Here is a 15,199-nt window from a genome sequence, read left to right on the forward strand (position 1 = left end):
TTTGAATACAGTTTCAGGTTTTGATTTGTTTCTTCAATGGCTTACTAATGGATATTTGGATTGGTCATGGTGGCAAATTACCGTTTTTATTCTGGTAGCCACCCACATCACCATTGCCGCTGTCACCATCTTTTTGCATCGTTGCCAAGCTCACCGTGCCTTGGATCTGCATCCAATCGTCTCTCATTTCTTCCGGTTTTGGCTTTGGTTAACCACGGGCATGGTTACCAAAGAGTGGGCCGCTATTCATCGTAAGCACCATGCCAAATGTGAAACAGTGGATGATCCACACAGCCCTCAAGTTTTAGGCATTAATACTGTTCTTTCTCGTGGTGCTGAGCTGTACAAAAAAGAAGCGACGAACAAAGAGACCTTAGATAAATTTGGTCATGGCACTCCAGACGATTGGATTGAGCACAATATTTATTCCAAATTTTCTTGGCAAGGTGTGGCCATCATGCTCATCATTGATGTGTTATTATTTGGTGCAGTTGGCCTAACGGTTTGGGCAGTTCAAATGTTGTGGATTCCTATTACTGCTGCTGGCATTATTAATGGTATCGGTCACTATTGGGGCTATCGTAATTTTGATTGCGAAGACGCCTCAAGAAATATTGTGCCCTGGGGAATTTTGATTGGTGGTGAAGAGCTTCATAACAACCACCACACATTTGCAACGAGTGCGAAGCTATCAAACAAGTGGTATGAATTTGATATTGGTTGGATGTATATCCAGACCATGAGTGCTGTTGGCTTAGCTACTGTAAAGAAGACTCCACCTAAGCCTGTTCTCGGTGATTTACGTCCAGCCGATCAAAATATGTTAGAAGCCATCATTGCAAACCGCTATGAAATCATGGCGCGCTATAGCAAGACATTACGCAGCTTCTTCAGTAATGAAGTGCAGCATATGCAGGTCTTAGCCGCGCATTTAAGTGATGCTCGGTCCTGGTTGTCCAAAGACGAGTCTCGTCTGACTGAGCAGGAGAAGGCGAATCTTGAAGAGCTGATGGCTAGTAACGCTCAGTTACGTAAGATGATTGAGATGCGTCGTGAATTACAAGCAATCTGGAGTCGCTCATCGGCCACTAGAGAGCAACTGCTTGCACAATTGCATGCGTGGTGCCAACGTGCTGAAGAGAGTGGCTTAAGTAGTTTGCGTGAGTTCTCTTTGAGGTTGCGACGCTACGTTTAAATCAGCAGAAATTCTAGGCAATAAAAAACCCGCTCGATCAGCGGGTTTTTTATTTACTAAAAGTAGGAACTAAAGAATGTCTTACTTTAGTTTTGTTTCTTTGTAAGCTACGTGCTTTCGAATGGTTGGATCAAATTTCATGATCTCCATTTTCTCAGGCTTAGTACGCTTGTTTTTTGAAGTAGTGTAGAAGTGACCAGTACCTGCTGATGACTCTAACTTGATTTTTTCTCTGCCGCCTTTAGCCATTTGTGCGCTCCTTAAATTTCGCCACGTGCACGGAGATCAGACAACACAGCATCGATGCCGTTTTTGTCGATAACGCGCAAACCAGCATTGGTTAAGCGCAAGCTAATCCAACGATTTTCAGATTCAACCCAGAAACGGCGGTTTTGCAAATTCGGCAAAAAGCGACGCTTCGTTTTATTGTTTGCATGGGATACATTGTTGCCAACCATCGGCTTCTTCCCAGTGACTTGGCAAACTTTTGCCATGACATAACTCCATTAATTGCGAAAAGAGAAGATTGTATCAGTCCTAAGCTATTTTGGGCTAGCCCTAAATGGCTTTCTTAAGTGTGAATTACGTGGGTATATGGCAAATATTCTCAAAAAAGGCTTATAAGTTAGTAATTACTTTCATTTTTGCTATTTATTCATAAGGCCTGCGCCGGAAAATGAGAAAAATCCACTGCCACTCACAATGCAGTGGTCAAGTAGTTGAATGTCTACTAATTGCAGGGCATTTAGGAGTATCTGAGTAAGTTCCTGATCTGCGGCACTAGGTAAAGGGTTGCCACTGGGGTGGTTATGAGCCACGATGAGAGCGCTAGCATTTTTTGCCAAGACTTCCTTAAGGGTTTCACGAGGGTAAATGGCTGTTTAGGCAATGGAGCCTCTAATAAGATGTAATTGAGAGTCTAGATAAAGGCAGAGAAATACCTCATGGGGTAGACGGCCAATGTTGACTTGCAAAAACTCTCTGACATGGTTCTGGGAAGAGAAAATAGGGTCTGCACTCAAGGCTTTGTTCAAGGCTGCGCTTAACCGGCTCATAGGCCGCTTGAATTTGGGACCATTTGGATAGCCCCACGCCGTGAATGCGTGTTAAATCTTCGGGAGTGGCAGCTAGAAGTCGGGGTAAGCTTCCAAAATGATGCAAAAGGTCCTTGGCTAATGTCACTGCACTTTTGCTTTTGACTCCTACCCTTAAAAAGATGGTCAGCAATTCAGCATCTGAGAGTGTTACCGCCCTATTTAGGCGCAACTTTTCTCTAGGTTGCTCATTTTTTGGCCAGTTTGAAATTGGGGAATGCACAGCTAGCGCAGGCCTAGATATAATCACCTTATGAACAAACTTACTGTTTTGCCTAATTCCTATTTGACTCTCAACTATCGGCTTACCTTGCCTAATGGGGAGGATTACATCAACACCTTTGTTGATCGTCCTGCTACGGTTTTGATGGGGTCTGGACAATTCGCTCCTTGTTTTGAAAAAGTATTATTGGGGTTGGCGGTTGGTGAGAAAAAAAGTGCAGTGCTTACGCCTGAAGAAAGTTTTGGCGAGCGCAAAGATGAATTAGTGCAATGGACCTCTTTGAAGGCTCTTAGAGAAGGTCGCGATGACGATGTGGAATTTAATCCGGGCGATGTAATTGAATTCAATGCGCCTGGCGGCGCTCAATATGCAGGTGTTCTGCAATCTATAGACGATGAAGGCGCCTGGTTTGACTTCAATCATCCTCTCGCAGGAAGACCGGTTACTTTTGAAGCAGAGATTGTAGCGATCCTGTAGCTGATGATGACTCCTGATAAAGCAGAAATTCTGATGGCTCAGCTGCGCGGTTTTTGCGCAGGCGTAGATCGTGCGATCAATATTGTGAATGAGGCGCTCAATCGTTTTGGTGCGCCAATTTATGTTCGTCACGAAATTGTGCATAACGCTTATGTTGTAAATGAGTTGCGCGAGAAGGGTGCAGTTTTTGTAGAAGAACTGCATGAAGTTCCCAAAGGTGGCATTGTCGTGTTTAGTGCTCATGGCGTTTCTCAAGAAGTGCGCAAGGATGCTCAAGAGCGAGGTCTGCAGGTCTATGACGCAACATGTCCATTGGTGACGAAGGTTCATCTTGAGGTCGTCAAAATGTGTAAGGACGGCTATACAGTGTTGATGATTGGTCACGCTGGACATCCTGAGGTTGAGGGAACAATGGGCCAGGTCAAAGAGGGTGTTTTCTTGATTGAGAAAGTCGGTGATATTGGCTCCTTGCCTTTCTCTGCTGATGAGAAGATAGCTTTTGTTACCCAGACAACGCTTTCAGTAGACGAGACAAAAGAAATTGTTGAAGCGTTAACGAAGAAGTTTCCCAATATTGTTCAGCCTCGTAAACAAGATATTTGTTATGCCACCCAGAATCGCCAAGATGCGGTGAAATTTATGGCGCCTCAAGTTGAGTTAGTTATTGTGGTGGGAAGTGCGACTAGCTCGAATTCCAATCGTTTGCGTGAGCTTTCTGAAAAGTTGGGTGTACCTTCTTACATGGTGGACTCACCTGAGCAATTAAAGCCAGAGTGGTTTATTGGAAAAAAGCGCATTGGTTTAACGGCAGGCGCATCGGCTCCGGAGAGCTTGGCTCAATCGATTGTTAAGCGCATTCAAGAGTTTGGTCCAAGGCAAGTCTGTGCATTAGATGGGGTTGTTGAGGATGTCACTTTTTCTTTGCCTAAAAATTTAGTTGATTGAAGTTTGCATCCATAATAGAGGGGCTTTACATGATTAATTTAAAAGCGTCAAAAGTGATTTTTATGAAAAGTGCTATTGCGCGGTATCCGTAGCAACTTTCATTCTTGCTGGTTGTGGAAAGAGCGATAACAAATCAGCGGCAGCTCCTGTGTAGATGGAGTGGAAGTCAAGATTGGTCACGTTGCTCCGTTAACCGGTCCGATTGCTCATTTGGGTAAAGATAACGAGAACGGCGCAAGAATGGCGATTGAGGGAATCAATCAGTCCGACCTAACCATCGACGGAAAAAAGTAGTCCTCACTTTGGTTCCTGAGGGATGATGCAGAGGATCCGAAAATAGCAACTCAAGTAGCTCAAAAATTAGTTGATGCCAAGATGGTCGGTGTGGTGGGCCACTTAAATTCCGGAACTAGTATTCCGGCATCCAAAATTTACAGTGATGCTGGTATTGCCCGGTCTCATTTTCAGCGACCAACCCCGATTACACCAAGCAAGGCTTTAAAACTACCTTCCGCTTAGTGGCGACGGATGCCCAGCAAGGCCCCGCATTGGCAAATTACGTTATCAATACCTTGGAAGGCTAAGACGGTAGCCATCATTGACGACTCTACTCAATACGGCAAAGGTTTGGCGGATGAGTTTGAAAAAACCATCAAGGCTGCAGGTTTGAAAGTCGTTACTCGGGAAGCTAGCAATAACAAGGCAATAGATTTCAAAGCGATTCTGACTAAGGTAAAAGGTAGTAAACCAGATGTCATCATGTATGGCGGCATGGATGCTACCGGAGGTCCATTGGCAAAACAAGCCACTGAGCTTGGTATTCGAGCAAAAGTCGTTGGTGGCGATGGCATGTGTACTGAGAAGTTAATTGAGTTGGCAGGAGAAGCAATTGTAAATGTGATTTGTTCTGAAGAAGGCATGGCTCTGCCTAAGATAGCTAAAGGCGCTGACTTCCAGAAGCGATTTAAAGAGCGCTTTAATGCTGATGTTCAGATTTATGCGGCCCTTCACATATGATGCTGTTTATGTTCTAGTTGATTCGATGAAGCGTGCAAATTCGACTGATCCTGTGAAGATATTGGCCGTGATGCCTGATACCAAAATGCAGGGCTTGATCGGCAATATTGCTTTTGATAACAAGGGTGATATGAAAGAGGGTGTGATTACCTTGTACGACTTCAAAGATAAAAAGAAAAATGTTTTTGATGTCATCAAGATGTAATGATCCTTTAGGAAAAAATAGCACCGCAGTATAGCGGCGCCATTTTTTATCAAGTCTAAATTCATTCTCGAACTTAATGGATATTCTTCTTCAGCAGATCGTTAACGGCTTAGTGCTCGGCAGTATCTATGCATTGATCGCTTTGGGATACACCATGGTGTATGGTGTTTTGGGAATCATTAATTTTGCTCATGGTGAAGTTTTGATGATTGGCGCCATGGTATCGCTTTCATTATTGCGACTGATTTTGAATCTGACGGGCGATTTGCCTGGTTGGCTTACGCTATTAATAATATTGCCAGTCACCATGGCAGTTTGTGCGGGATTGAGTTATTGGATTGAGCGAATTGCTTACAGACCTTTACGAAATGCGCCCCGATTGGCTCCTTTGATTTCAGCGATCGGCATGTCAATTCTTTTGCAAACTATTGCAATGATGATTTGGTCGCGCAATCCGATGACCTATCCTCAACTTCTGCCATCTACCCCAATTGATTTGTGGAGCGCCGGCGCATCGATTACAGGAAAAGAAATTGTCATCATCGTGGTGGCTCTAGTAGTGATATTAGGACTATTGTTCTTAGTAGAAAAAACAAAGCTAGGTAGGGCTATGCGCGCTACCGCTGAACAGACTCAAATAGCTGCATTAATGGACGTTAATCCTAATCGTGTGATTTCAATTTTACCTTTATGTTGGGTGGCGCGTTGGCGGCTTTGGCTGGAGTCATAATTGCTAGCAACCTATGGCAATGTCCATTTTTATATGGGCTTTATTCCAGGCCTCAAAGCTTTTACTGCAGCCGTTCTTGTGGTGGCATTGGCAATCTTCAGGGCGCAATGCTAGGAGGCTATTGCTTTTAGGGTTGATTGAGTCTTTGGGTGCAGGATATATTGGTGAGCTGACAGGCAGTGTGTTTGGCTCTAACTATCAAGATATCTTTGCATTCCTTGTTTTGATATTGGTATTGGTTTTGCGACCTATGGGGCTGTTGGGTGAAAAGATTTCAGATCGTGCCTAAAGGCTTCATTGTGAATCGACTAAGCCGCTCGGCCTATTTATGGCTTGGAGTGATTGCATTGGTTCTGTTGCCTTGGGTGGTTGGGGCGGCTGGAGGTAATTATTGGGTTCGTGTACTGGACTTTGCCCTGCTTTATATCGTTTTAGCCCTCGGCTTAAATGTAGTGGTGGGGTTTTGCCGGATTATTGGACCTGGGATATATCGCTTTTTATGCCTTAGGCGCATACAGTTTTGCATTATTGGCTTCGCCGCATTTACCTCAGCAGTTTGAAACGATTGCGGCAGCATTTCCAGAGGGTATGCACTTTTCACCCTGGATGGTGGCGATCTTCTCGATTATTTTGGCTGCATTATTTGGAATCACCTTAGGCTTGCCAATGCTTCAGTTATGTGGCGATTATTTGACAATTGTTACCTTGGGCTTTGGCGAAATTATTCGTATCTTTATGAACAATCTGGATCGGCCATTAAATCTGACCAATGGTCCTAAGGAGATTTCCGCTATAGATCCGATTCAATTCTTTGGTATTTCTTTTGCCAAAACTTTAGATTTAGGTTTTATTAAAATACCCGGTTTGTATTTGGTGTTCTATCTATTTTTATCCCTGGGAGTATTAGTAACAATCGTCTGCTTACGCCTGCAAGACTCTCGCATTGGACGCGCTTGGGTTGCAATTCGTGAAGATGAGATTGCAGCCAAAGCCATGGGTATCAATACGCGGAATATGAAATTATTGGCTTTTGCAATTGGCGCCTCTTTTGCTGGTGTCGCGGGCGTATTATTTTCTGCTTTTCAAGGTTTTGTTTCTCCCGAATCTTTTACGTTATGGGAGTCCATCGTAGTTCTAGCTATGGTCGTGCTAGGTGGTATTGGACATATTCCAGGGGTGATCTTAGGGGCAGTATTGTTTGCGATATTCCCAGAAATCTTATGCGGCATCGCTCAACCAGTACAGCAAGCGCTATTTGGGCATGTCATTGTTGATGTCGAGATTATTCGTCAATTGATTTATGGCTTGGCTTTAATTTTGATCATGCTTTATCGCCCTGGCGGTATTTGGCAAAAGAGCGGGGCAAAGCAATGACCAACCCCCGCCTAATTTAATTTTGGATGTGGCAGATGTCTCTAAGCGCTTTGTGGTGGAGTCCAGGCCCTTGAATTCGTTGGTCTGCAAGTGTCTCATGGTTCAATTGTGGGCCTTATTGGTCCGAATGGTGCTGGTAAGACAACATTCTTTAATGTCATTACCGGGCCTGTATCCTGCGGATACTGGAATTTTTTTATTTAATGGCAAATCCTATTTTCCAGAGTCGGTATCAGAGGTTACCAAGTCGGGTTTAGCGAGAACATTTCAGAACATTCGTCTTTTTGGTGAAATGACGGTTCTCGAAAATGTGATGGTGGGGTGTCATTGCCGCTCCAAAGCAGGCTTGCTAGGTGCCATTTTTCGCTTTCCATCTACTAGGCATGAAGAGCGGGCGATAAGAAGTAAAACGCATAAAAATTAGAGTTACGCGAGTTATTGCTCAGAATCCGAGCTGACGGTAAAACAATCTTGCTGATTGAGCATGATTGAGTTTGGTGATGGGTATCTGTGATAGTCTGACGGTATTGGATTATGGCAAAGTGATTGCTTCGGGAAACTCTGCAGATGTGCGCGTCCATCCAGAGGTGATTAAAGCTTATCTTGGTCAGGGAATTGCATGATGAATGGCTTTTCTTGTAAAAGATTTAAAAGAAGTGGCTTATGGCAGCATTAATGCTGTTAAGGGAATCGATTTGCATGTTAACCATGGTGAATTAGTGGCCTTAATAGGCGCGAATGGCGCTGGTAAAAGTTCTACAATAAAAGCCATTGCAGGCTTATTGTCATCAACCGCTGGTGAGATTGAGTTTGAGAATCTGGACACTAAAAAGCTTCCAGCTTATGAATTGGTTCGACTGGGATTAGGTATGGTTCCGGAAGGGCGTGGTGTGTTTAAGCGCATGACTATTTTGGAAAACCTCCAAATGGGCGCCTACTTAAAATCGGATGCAAAAGAAATTGCGCGCAAGCTAGAAGAAATCTACACATACTTTCCGAGATTAAAAGAGCGACTATTTCAGTTGGCTGGCACGCTTTCTGGGGGAGAGCAGTAAATGGTTGCCATGGGTTAGGGCGATGATGGCAGAGCCAAAGTTATTACTCTTAGATGAGCCTTCTATGGGTCTCTTGCTGATCATGGTCGAAACTATCTTTGACGTCATACGTAGCCTGTCTTCTAGCGGCATGACCATTTTGTTAGTTGAGTAGAACGCGCGCCTTGCTTTGAGGATGGCTAGGCGAGCCTATGTCATGGAAAGCGGTTTAATTACTCTGAGTGGATCTGGCAAGGAATTGCTCGAGGATCCAATGGTAAAAATTGCCTATCTAGGTGAGTAGATAGGCAATGGGTTAGGTAAGTCTTAAGCCACTTCTTTGAGTAACTCACGTAGCATATTGCACATCTGACGAATTTCATCATCGGATACATTCAAGGCAGGCATAAAGCGCAATAGGTTTGGTCTAGGCGAGTTAATTAATAAACCTTCAGGGCTATGATCCCTTGCGAGTTCAACCAGTTTCCCGCCTATATCTTTGCCTAACATCAAAGCCCGCAGTAAACCTTCACCACGTTCACCTTCCAGATTGAATTCAACACAAAGATTGAGTAACTCCGCTTTCAGTAATTCGCCTTTGGCTTTTACGCTGTCTAAGAATCCAGGGGCTAAGAGTTGCTCGATGACGCTAATGCCTACAGCTGTCATAAGGGGATTGCCATTATAAGTGCCCCCTTGATCTCCAGGCACAAAGCAGGCCACATTATTAGTTGCCAGTAGCGCTGCCAAAGGAACGCCACCTCCAATGCCTTTGCCCAAGGTCATGATGTCAGGTTCAATGCCGTAGTTTTGGTAAGCAAACAGCATGCCAGTTCGTCCACAACCAGCTTGCACTTCATCAGCAATCAAAAGGATGCTATTTTCTTTAGTGAACTTGCGCAGTTCACGCATAAATTCTTTAGTGGCTGGAATGACGCCACCTTCTCCCTGAACAGGCTCGAGCATGACTGCCACTGTTTTATCAGTAACGAGTTTTTTGGCTGACTCTAAGTTGTTTAAATCTGCTTTAGGAAACCCCGCTACCTGAGGGGCAAACATGGTATCCCAGCCTGGCTTACCTGAGGCGCTCATGGTTGTCAAGGTGCGCCCATGAAAACTATGATCAAACGTAATGATTTCAAAAGCGCCCGATTTATTGAGTTGACCCCATTTGCGAGCTAGTTTGATTGCGCCTTCATTGGCTTCTGCACCGCTATTGGCGAAGAAAACCTTATCAAAGCAACTATTTTCAGTCAGGAGATTAGATAGCCCAATCATGGGTTCGTTGTAGAACGTAGGACTTGGATTAATCAACTTATTTGCTTGCGCATTCAGTGCCTCAATCATCTCTGTGTTGCCATGACCTAAACAATTCACCGCCCAACCTTGCAGGAAGTCCAAATAACGTTTGCCATTGTTGTCGATCAGCCAAGAGCCTTTACCTTCGACCATGATGACTTCTGGACGTGGGGTAATGAACATCACTGCATCGGTATCAATAGTCTGTACGGGATTATTCATGCTGATATAGGATGATTGGTAATAAAAAGAAGTTCTATTATCTCGCTGATTCGACTTTTGCAGTTCTTAAGATATCGCCAAATCAGCGGCGTTGGTAAACGAGTCTGCAAAGAATTCTTCTTCAGGAAGATGACATTGGGATGAAAAGTCATTTCTGGCGGCATTGACCATCACTGGTGCTCCACAGGCATACACCTGAAAGCCCTTCATATTCGGATGGTCATCCATGGCCGCCTGATGAACAAAGCCGGTGCGACCTTGCCAAGCATCCTCCGCTAGGGCATCTGATATGACTGGAATGTACTGAAAGTCAGGGATCTCATTTGCCCAGCTTTTACAAAGAACATCCAAGTACAGGTCGCTTGGGCGATGTCCACCCCAGTAGAGGTGAATTGGACGATAGATATTTTTTGCTTGCATTTGTTCAATGATGGATTTGATCGGGGCAAAGCCTGTTCCAGCCGCAACAAAGATGATGGGTTTTTTGGAGTCTTCTCGTAAAAAGAAGCTACCTAATGGCCCTTCAAAACGAAGAATATCCTTTTCTTTTAGGGCTGGAGTAGATACTCCAAAGACAAAGTCAGTAAATAGACCACCCGGTAAATGTCGGATATGTAGCTCTAGAGGGCCTTCCTGCTCAGGTGCATTCGCTATTGAATAGGCACGACGCTGACCATCTTTAAGAAGAAACTCTATGTATTGACCAGCCAGAAACTGAAAACGCTCAGCCGCGGGTAGCTGTAGTTTCAAAATAGCAACATCGTCACTAGGTTTCTGAATGGTATTTACGCGACAGGGGACTTTACGAATTGCAATATCCCCAGCTCCTTGAACTTCACGTGCTTCGATTAGGAGGTCCGACTGTGGGTGGGCGCAACAAAACAGAATACTGCCTGATGTCTCATCAGCTTTGCTAAGAGTGCTTTCACTATGTTGCCCGTGTGTGACTTGCCCCTCTAAGGCTTTGCCCTTGCAAGAACCACAGGCGCCATTTTTACAACCATAAGGAAGGTTAATACCTTGGCGAAGAGCAGCCTCCAAAAGGGTTTCATCTGGATTCACTGTAAATTGTTTACCGCTCGTTTTGAGCGTGACTTGGTAAGACACTCTCATTCCTTTCAATAAATCGTTACGATGTCACTTATGCAATCTTTTGGTAAACCATCCATCCTGATTATTGGCTGTGGAGACATCGGACTTCGTGTAGCTAAACAGCTTTCGCGAAGTCATCGTGTTTTTGCTCTCACTTCCCAACGTAATCGCTTTCAGGAGTTGAGGAAGGTTGGCGCAATCCCAATTTTAGGGAATCTGGATCATCCAGAATCTTTATGGCGCCTCAGCGGATTAGCTCAAACCGTGATCCATTTAGCGCCACCACAAAATAGTGGGAATCGTGATTGCCGAACCCGCAACCTCATTCGAATTTTAGCCCAAGGCCCCAATGCCGTCAGGCGCCTCATTTATATCAGCACGACTGGTGTATATGGTGATCATCAGGGCGCCAAAGTGAGTGAGGTGACTCCAGTAAACCCACAAAGCGAGCGCGCCAAGAGACGAGTTGATGCTGAATGTGCCCTACGTCTTTGGGCGCCTGCGCATGGGGTAACTTTAACGATTCTGCGTGTTCCAGGGATTTATGCATCTGACCGACTGCCGATTGAACGCCTTCAGGCTAAAACACCTGCCTTAGTGCATCAGGAGGATGCCTATTCCAATCATATTCATAGCGATGATTTGGCAAGATTGGTGTGCGCCGCAGTTTATTTTGCAAAGCCGCAGCGGGTTATCAATGTGTGTGATGGTAATGAAACAAAAATGGGCGATTACTTTGATGAAGTGGCCGATGCATTTGGCTTGGAAAGACCGGCTCGATTGCCAAGTAGCGAACTGCAAAAAGTGGTTAGTCCAATGCTTTGGTTTTTTATGCGCGAATCTCGCAGAGTGACGAACACCCGCATACATGAACTCAGAATGCCGCTACGCTATCCCAGCGTAGGACATTTTTTGAAAGCTATTTCCAAGAATCCTTAAGGCTAACCGTACGGTTAAATACCGGCTTGCCAAGTTTGGAATCGTTCTTGTCTGCAACGAAGTAGCCATGGCGTTCAAATTGAAAGCGATCTTCTGCTTTGACATCCTTCATACACGGCTCTATGTAAGCGTTAATTATTTGCTTGGAGTTGGGATTAGTGGCATCTAAGAAATTCTTCTCACCACTATCGGGATGTGGATCGGTAAAGAGATGATCGAAAAGGCGCACCTCAGCAGGGATGGCCTCGGCAGCGCTGATCCAGTGAATATTACCTTTGATCTTGTAATTATTAGAGCCTGGCGTGCCGCTCTTACTATCTGGGAAGTGGGTTACATGGACTTGAGTGATTTTCCCTTGAGTATCAGTTTCAAAACCGGTGCACTCGACTACAAAGCCATGGCGTAAACGCACACGGCTACCGGGCTGATCACCAATTGGTGGGTATAGCCTGAAGAATCCTTTGATAGGTTCTTGCATGAAGTCATCTGCCTCAATCCACAGTTCGCGTGTGAAGTTGAAGTCACGATTGCCCCACTCAGGATGATTTGGATGGCGTGGTGCAGAACAAGCCTCTTTTGCAAAGGCATCAAAATTTTCAACTACAAGCTTTAGCGGTTTTAATACTGCAGTTGCTCGCGATGCTCTAACCTCGAGATCATCGCGCAGAGCCTGATCTAGCGTGCTCATATCAATCCAGCTATCTGCTTTAGACACGCCAATGCGTTCACAAAACAGACGAATGCTCTCAGGGGTATAACCACGACGCCGAATACCTACGATAGTTGGCATACGCGGATCATCCCAGCCTTCTACATGCTTTTCTTCAACAAGCTGCAAAAGCTTACGTTTACTAGTAATGGTATATGTAAGGTTGAGGCGTGCGAATTCGTATTGATGTGGAACTGGGTCCTTAAATAAACCAAGCTCTTTGAGGGAGTTCACAATCCAATCGTACAAAGGGCGATTGTTTTCAAACTCCAGTGTACATATGGAGTGAGAGACGTTCTCTAGGGCATCAGAGATGCAATGTGTGAAGTCATACAGCGGGTAAATACACCACTTACTGCCAGTACGATGGTGATCGGTATGGCGAACGCGATACACCACAGGATCACGCATGACGATATTTGGATGAGACATGTCAATTTTCAGGCGTAAAACGTGTTCACCGTCTTTAAATTTGCCATCACGCATGTCGCGAAACATTTGCAGATTTTCTTCTGGGCTGCGATCGCGATAAGGGCTATTTTTTCCGGCCTGACCAAAGTTGCCGCGATTGGTATGGATGTCATCAGCACTTTGACTATCAACATACGCCTTACCATTTTGAATTAGGATCTCGGCAAACTCATACAGTTTGTCAAAGTAGTCGCTTGCGTGATAGAGATGGGCTCCCCAGTCAAAACCTAACCACTTGACCGCATCCAAAATACTATCGGCGTACTCAACATCTTCCTTTACTGGGTTGGTGTCATCTAAGCGCATATTGCAACGAGCGCCACCAGCTTGGTTGTTGTAATCAGCGGCTAAACCAAAGTTCAGGCAAATACTTTTAGCGTGGCCAATATGCAAATAGCCATTTGGCTCAGGCGAAAAGCGTGTGATGATGGATGGAATAGGTTGTTCAGCTAAATTTGTGCGCTGTGAAAAAGCGCCGCTAGCTAAATCATGGTCAATGATCTGACGTAAGAAGTTGGACGGTTCGGCTACACCGCCGGCACTTGCTTTGGGGGGTTTGCTATCTTGGGACATAGCCACATTGTAGAGAAAACCCCGAGACCCTTAAAGAGCCTGCTAACTGCAGCGGGCTTGTTTCTGGGAAGCTACAAGGAATCAATTCTCCACGAATGCCTCTTCGCGAGTCTTCTTCACCGTTGGCAGAGCTACAATCACCACCAACAGGGCTGCTGCAATCAGCAAGCTTAAAGACAGAAGACGGGTTACGAAGGTTGAGAAGTCGCCACGTGACAACAAAATAGTGCACGGCGGAAGTTCTCTTCCATCATTGGTCCGAGCACAAAGCCCAAGAGCAATGGAGGAGGTTCGTAACCGAGCTTGAAGAAGAGGTAACCAATCAAGCCAAAGCCTGCGGTCACATAAACGTCAACCACGGTGTTGTTCACGGTGTACATACTATACAGCAGAACACCAAAATTGCTGGGTAAAGGAAGCGATAAGGAATCTTCAAGAGCTTCACCCAAATACCAATGAGTGGCAAGTTCAAGAGAATCAACATCACGTTGCCAATCCACATAGAAGCAATCAGACCCCAGAACAAGGCTGGATTGCTAGTTATCACTTGTGGGCCAGGTTGAATGTTGTGAACAGTCATTGCGCCAACCATCAAGGTCATCACAGCATTTGGTGGGATACCTAATGTGAGCAATGGAACAAATGATAAGTGATGTTTGTGCAGCAGCATTGTTTGCTGCTTCTGGGCCTGCAACACCCTCGATCGCACCTTTACCGAATTCGTGGCTGTACTTAGAAGACTTCTTCTCAACAGAGTAGGCACCAAACACTGCAGCCAATGCCGCACCGCCGCCTGGCAAGATTCCCAAGATAGAACCAATAGTGGTGCCGCGCAAGATGGATGGAATCATGCACTTCACATCATTCTTAGTTGGGATCATGCTGGTGAGCTTATTGAGGAAGCCTTCATCTTCACCAGACTTTTAAGGTTGCCCATGATTTCTGCGAAACCAAATACGCCCATAGCAACTGCTACGAAGCCAATACCGTCGCTCAACTCAGGAATATCAAATGCATAGCGAGATACGCCAGAGTTCACGTCAGTACCAATCAAGCCCATCAGTAGACCCAAGATGATTATGCCAATCGCTTTGATCAAAGAGCCAGATGCCAATACCACTGCACCAATTAAGCCTAAGACCATCAACGAGAAGTACTCAGCAGGACCAAACTTAAATGCGAGTTGTGAGAGTGGGGCAGCAAAGGCAGCCAAGACCAAAGTTGCCACGCAACCAGCAAAGAATGAGCGCCCATACCCGCTAAGTAAAGAGTGCAACACCAGCGCGACCATTTCGAGCCATTTGATAGCCGTCGATCGCAGTCACCACCGAGGACGTCTCTCCTGGGATATTTAAGAGAATCGCTGTTGTTGAGCCGCCGTACTGTGAGCCGTAGTAAATACCAGCCAACATAATCAATACTGCAATTGGAGGTAAGGCATAAGTAGCTGGCAAAAGCATCGCAATTGTTGCGATAGGACCAAGACCAGGCAATACGCCAATGAGTGTTCCTAAAATACAACCGACGAGGCAGTACAGAAGATTTTGTAGTGTGAACGCGGCATCAAAACCGAGAGCTAAATTAGTAAATAAATCCATTT

The 15,199-nt window shown here is 45.2% G+C and carries 11 protein-coding genes and 6 pseudogenes; 9 read left to right on the forward strand and 8 right to left on the reverse strand.

Going from position 1 to position 15,199, the window contains the following annotated elements; all coding sequences use genetic code 11:
- The first annotated feature begins 1 nt into the window (after nucleotide 1).
- The gene (locus DXE37_RS01890) at nucleotides 2-1,195 is read left to right on the forward strand and encodes a DesA family fatty acid desaturase (protein WP_114636399.1); all 1,194 of its coding nucleotides are present in this window, start codon (nucleotides 2-4) and stop codon (nucleotides 1,193-1,195) included.
- An 81-nt stretch (nucleotides 1,196-1,276) separates the two neighbouring features.
- Here the strand turns inward: DXE37_RS01890 and rpmG are convergent, their stop codons facing one another.
- The 4 genes from rpmG to DXE37_RS13845 all read right to left on the reverse strand — a co-directional run bounded on the left by rpmG (nucleotide 1,277) and on the right by DXE37_RS13845 (nucleotide 2,539).
- Nucleotides 1,277-1,444 (reverse strand): 50S ribosomal protein L33, encoded by a 168-nt coding sequence (gene rpmG, locus DXE37_RS01895; protein ID WP_015421876.1) that lies wholly within the window; start codon nucleotides 1,442-1,444, stop codon nucleotides 1,277-1,279.
- An 11-nt stretch (nucleotides 1,445-1,455) separates the two neighbouring features.
- Nucleotides 1,456-1,689, reverse strand: a complete 234-nt coding sequence (gene rpmB, locus DXE37_RS01900) for a 50S ribosomal protein L28 (RefSeq protein ID WP_011903570.1) — start codon at nucleotides 1,687-1,689, stop codon at nucleotides 1,456-1,458.
- 153 nt (nucleotides 1,690-1,842) lie between these two features.
- On the reverse strand, nucleotides 1,843-2,040 hold the full coding sequence (locus tag DXE37_RS11110) for a JAB domain-containing protein (RefSeq protein ID WP_331852096.1): 198 nt from the start codon (nucleotides 2,038-2,040) through the stop codon (nucleotides 1,843-1,845).
- 97 nt (nucleotides 2,041-2,137) lie between these two features.
- Entirely contained in the window at nucleotides 2,138-2,539 is a 402-nt protein-coding gene (locus tag DXE37_RS13845) for a UPF0758 domain-containing protein (protein WP_331852097.1), read from the reverse strand.
- 3 nt (nucleotides 2,540-2,542) lie between these two features.
- On the opposite strand from DXE37_RS13845, the gene DXE37_RS01910 reads away from it, so the two are divergent.
- The 7 genes and pseudogenes from DXE37_RS01910 to DXE37_RS01940 all read left to right on the forward strand — a co-directional run bounded on the left by DXE37_RS01910 (nucleotide 2,543) and on the right by DXE37_RS01940 (nucleotide 8,598).
- Nucleotides 2,543-2,989, forward strand: coding sequence for an FKBP-type peptidyl-prolyl cis-trans isomerase (locus tag DXE37_RS01910; RefSeq protein WP_114636400.1), 447 nt, complete (start codon nucleotides 2,543-2,545; stop codon nucleotides 2,987-2,989).
- 3 nt (nucleotides 2,990-2,992) lie between these two features.
- Entirely contained in the window at nucleotides 2,993-3,934 is a 942-nt protein-coding gene (gene ispH / locus DXE37_RS01915; protein ID WP_114636401.1) for a 4-hydroxy-3-methylbut-2-enyl diphosphate reductase, read from the forward strand.
- A gap of 132 nt (nucleotides 3,935-4,066) precedes the next feature.
- Nucleotides 4,067-5,156: pseudogene (locus DXE37_RS01920) on the forward strand (branched-chain amino acid ABC transporter substrate-binding protein).
- Between the two features lie 76 nt (nucleotides 5,157-5,232).
- Nucleotides 5,233-6,175, forward strand: a pseudogene (locus DXE37_RS01925) (branched-chain amino acid ABC transporter permease).
- Between the two features lie 10 nt (nucleotides 6,176-6,185).
- Nucleotides 6,186-7,260 (forward strand): annotated as a pseudogene (locus DXE37_RS01930) (ABC transporter permease subunit).
- Nucleotides 7,261-7,279: 19 nt separating this feature from the next.
- Nucleotides 7,280-7,883 (forward strand): annotated as a pseudogene (locus DXE37_RS01935) (ABC transporter ATP-binding protein).
- Between the two features lie 3 nt (nucleotides 7,884-7,886).
- Nucleotides 7,887-8,598 (forward strand): annotated as a pseudogene (locus DXE37_RS01940) (ABC transporter ATP-binding protein).
- Between the two features lie 23 nt (nucleotides 8,599-8,621).
- Here the strand turns inward: DXE37_RS01940 and DXE37_RS01945 are convergent.
- Together DXE37_RS01945 and DXE37_RS01950 are read right to left on the reverse strand one after the other, a co-directional pair.
- Nucleotides 8,622-9,815 (reverse strand): acetylornithine transaminase, encoded by a 1,194-nt coding sequence (locus DXE37_RS01945; RefSeq protein ID WP_114636402.1) that lies wholly within the window; start codon nucleotides 9,813-9,815, stop codon nucleotides 8,622-8,624.
- Nucleotides 9,816-9,881: 66 nt separating this feature from the next.
- Entirely contained in the window at nucleotides 9,882-10,922 is a 1,041-nt protein-coding gene (locus tag DXE37_RS01950; RefSeq protein WP_114636403.1) for a CDP-6-deoxy-delta-3,4-glucoseen reductase, read from the reverse strand.
- A gap of 27 nt (nucleotides 10,923-10,949) precedes the next feature.
- Between DXE37_RS01950 and DXE37_RS01955 the strand changes: the two genes are divergently transcribed.
- Nucleotides 10,950-11,846: an SDR family oxidoreductase gene (locus tag DXE37_RS01955; RefSeq protein ID WP_231970928.1), complete on the forward strand. Its 897-nt coding sequence runs from the start codon at nucleotides 10,950-10,952 to the stop codon at nucleotides 11,844-11,846.
- On the opposite strand, the gene DXE37_RS01960 is transcribed toward DXE37_RS01955, so the two are convergent.
- Together DXE37_RS01960 and DXE37_RS01965 are read right to left on the reverse strand one after the other, a co-directional pair.
- Entirely contained in the window at nucleotides 11,827-13,599 is a 1,773-nt protein-coding gene (locus DXE37_RS01960; protein ID WP_114636405.1) for a glutamine--tRNA ligase/YqeY domain fusion protein, read from the reverse strand. The two genes, DXE37_RS01955 and DXE37_RS01960, sit on opposite strands and share 20 nt — an antisense overlap.
- A gap of 81 nt (nucleotides 13,600-13,680) precedes the next feature.
- Nucleotides 13,681-15,197: pseudogene (locus DXE37_RS01965) on the reverse strand (tripartite tricarboxylate transporter permease).
- Between the last annotated feature and the right edge of the window lie 2 nt (nucleotides 15,198-15,199).

Origin of the sequence: Polynucleobacter necessarius (assembly GCF_900095205.1) — a bacterium.
In the GTDB taxonomy this organism is placed as follows: domain Bacteria; phylum Pseudomonadota; class Gammaproteobacteria; order Burkholderiales; family Burkholderiaceae; genus Polynucleobacter; species Polynucleobacter necessarius_E.

Coding starts and splice junctions, on each gene's coding strand:
- rpmG (WP_015421876.1), bottom strand. CDS start 1,444: ATGGCTAAAGGCGGCAGAGAAAAAATCAAGTTAGAGTCATCAGCAGGT.
- rpmB (WP_011903570.1), bottom strand. CDS start 1,689: ATGGCAAAAGTTTGCCAAGTCACTGGGAAGAAGCCGATGGTTGGCAAC.
- DXE37_RS01910 (WP_114636400.1), top strand. CDS start 2,543: ATGAACAAACTTACTGTTTTGCCTAATTCCTATTTGACTCTCAACTAT.
- ispH (WP_114636401.1), top strand. CDS start 2,993: ATGATGACTCCTGATAAAGCAGAAATTCTGATGGCTCAGCTGCGCGGT.
- DXE37_RS01945 (WP_114636402.1), bottom strand. CDS start 9,815: ATGAATAATCCCGTACAGACTATTGATACCGATGCAGTGATGTTCATT.
- DXE37_RS01955 (WP_231970928.1), top strand. CDS start 10,950: ATGTCACTTATGCAATCTTTTGGTAAACCATCCATCCTGATTATTGGC.
- DXE37_RS01960 (WP_114636405.1), bottom strand. CDS start 13,599: ATGTCCCAAGATAGCAAACCCCCCAAAGCAAGTGCCGGCGGTGTAGCC.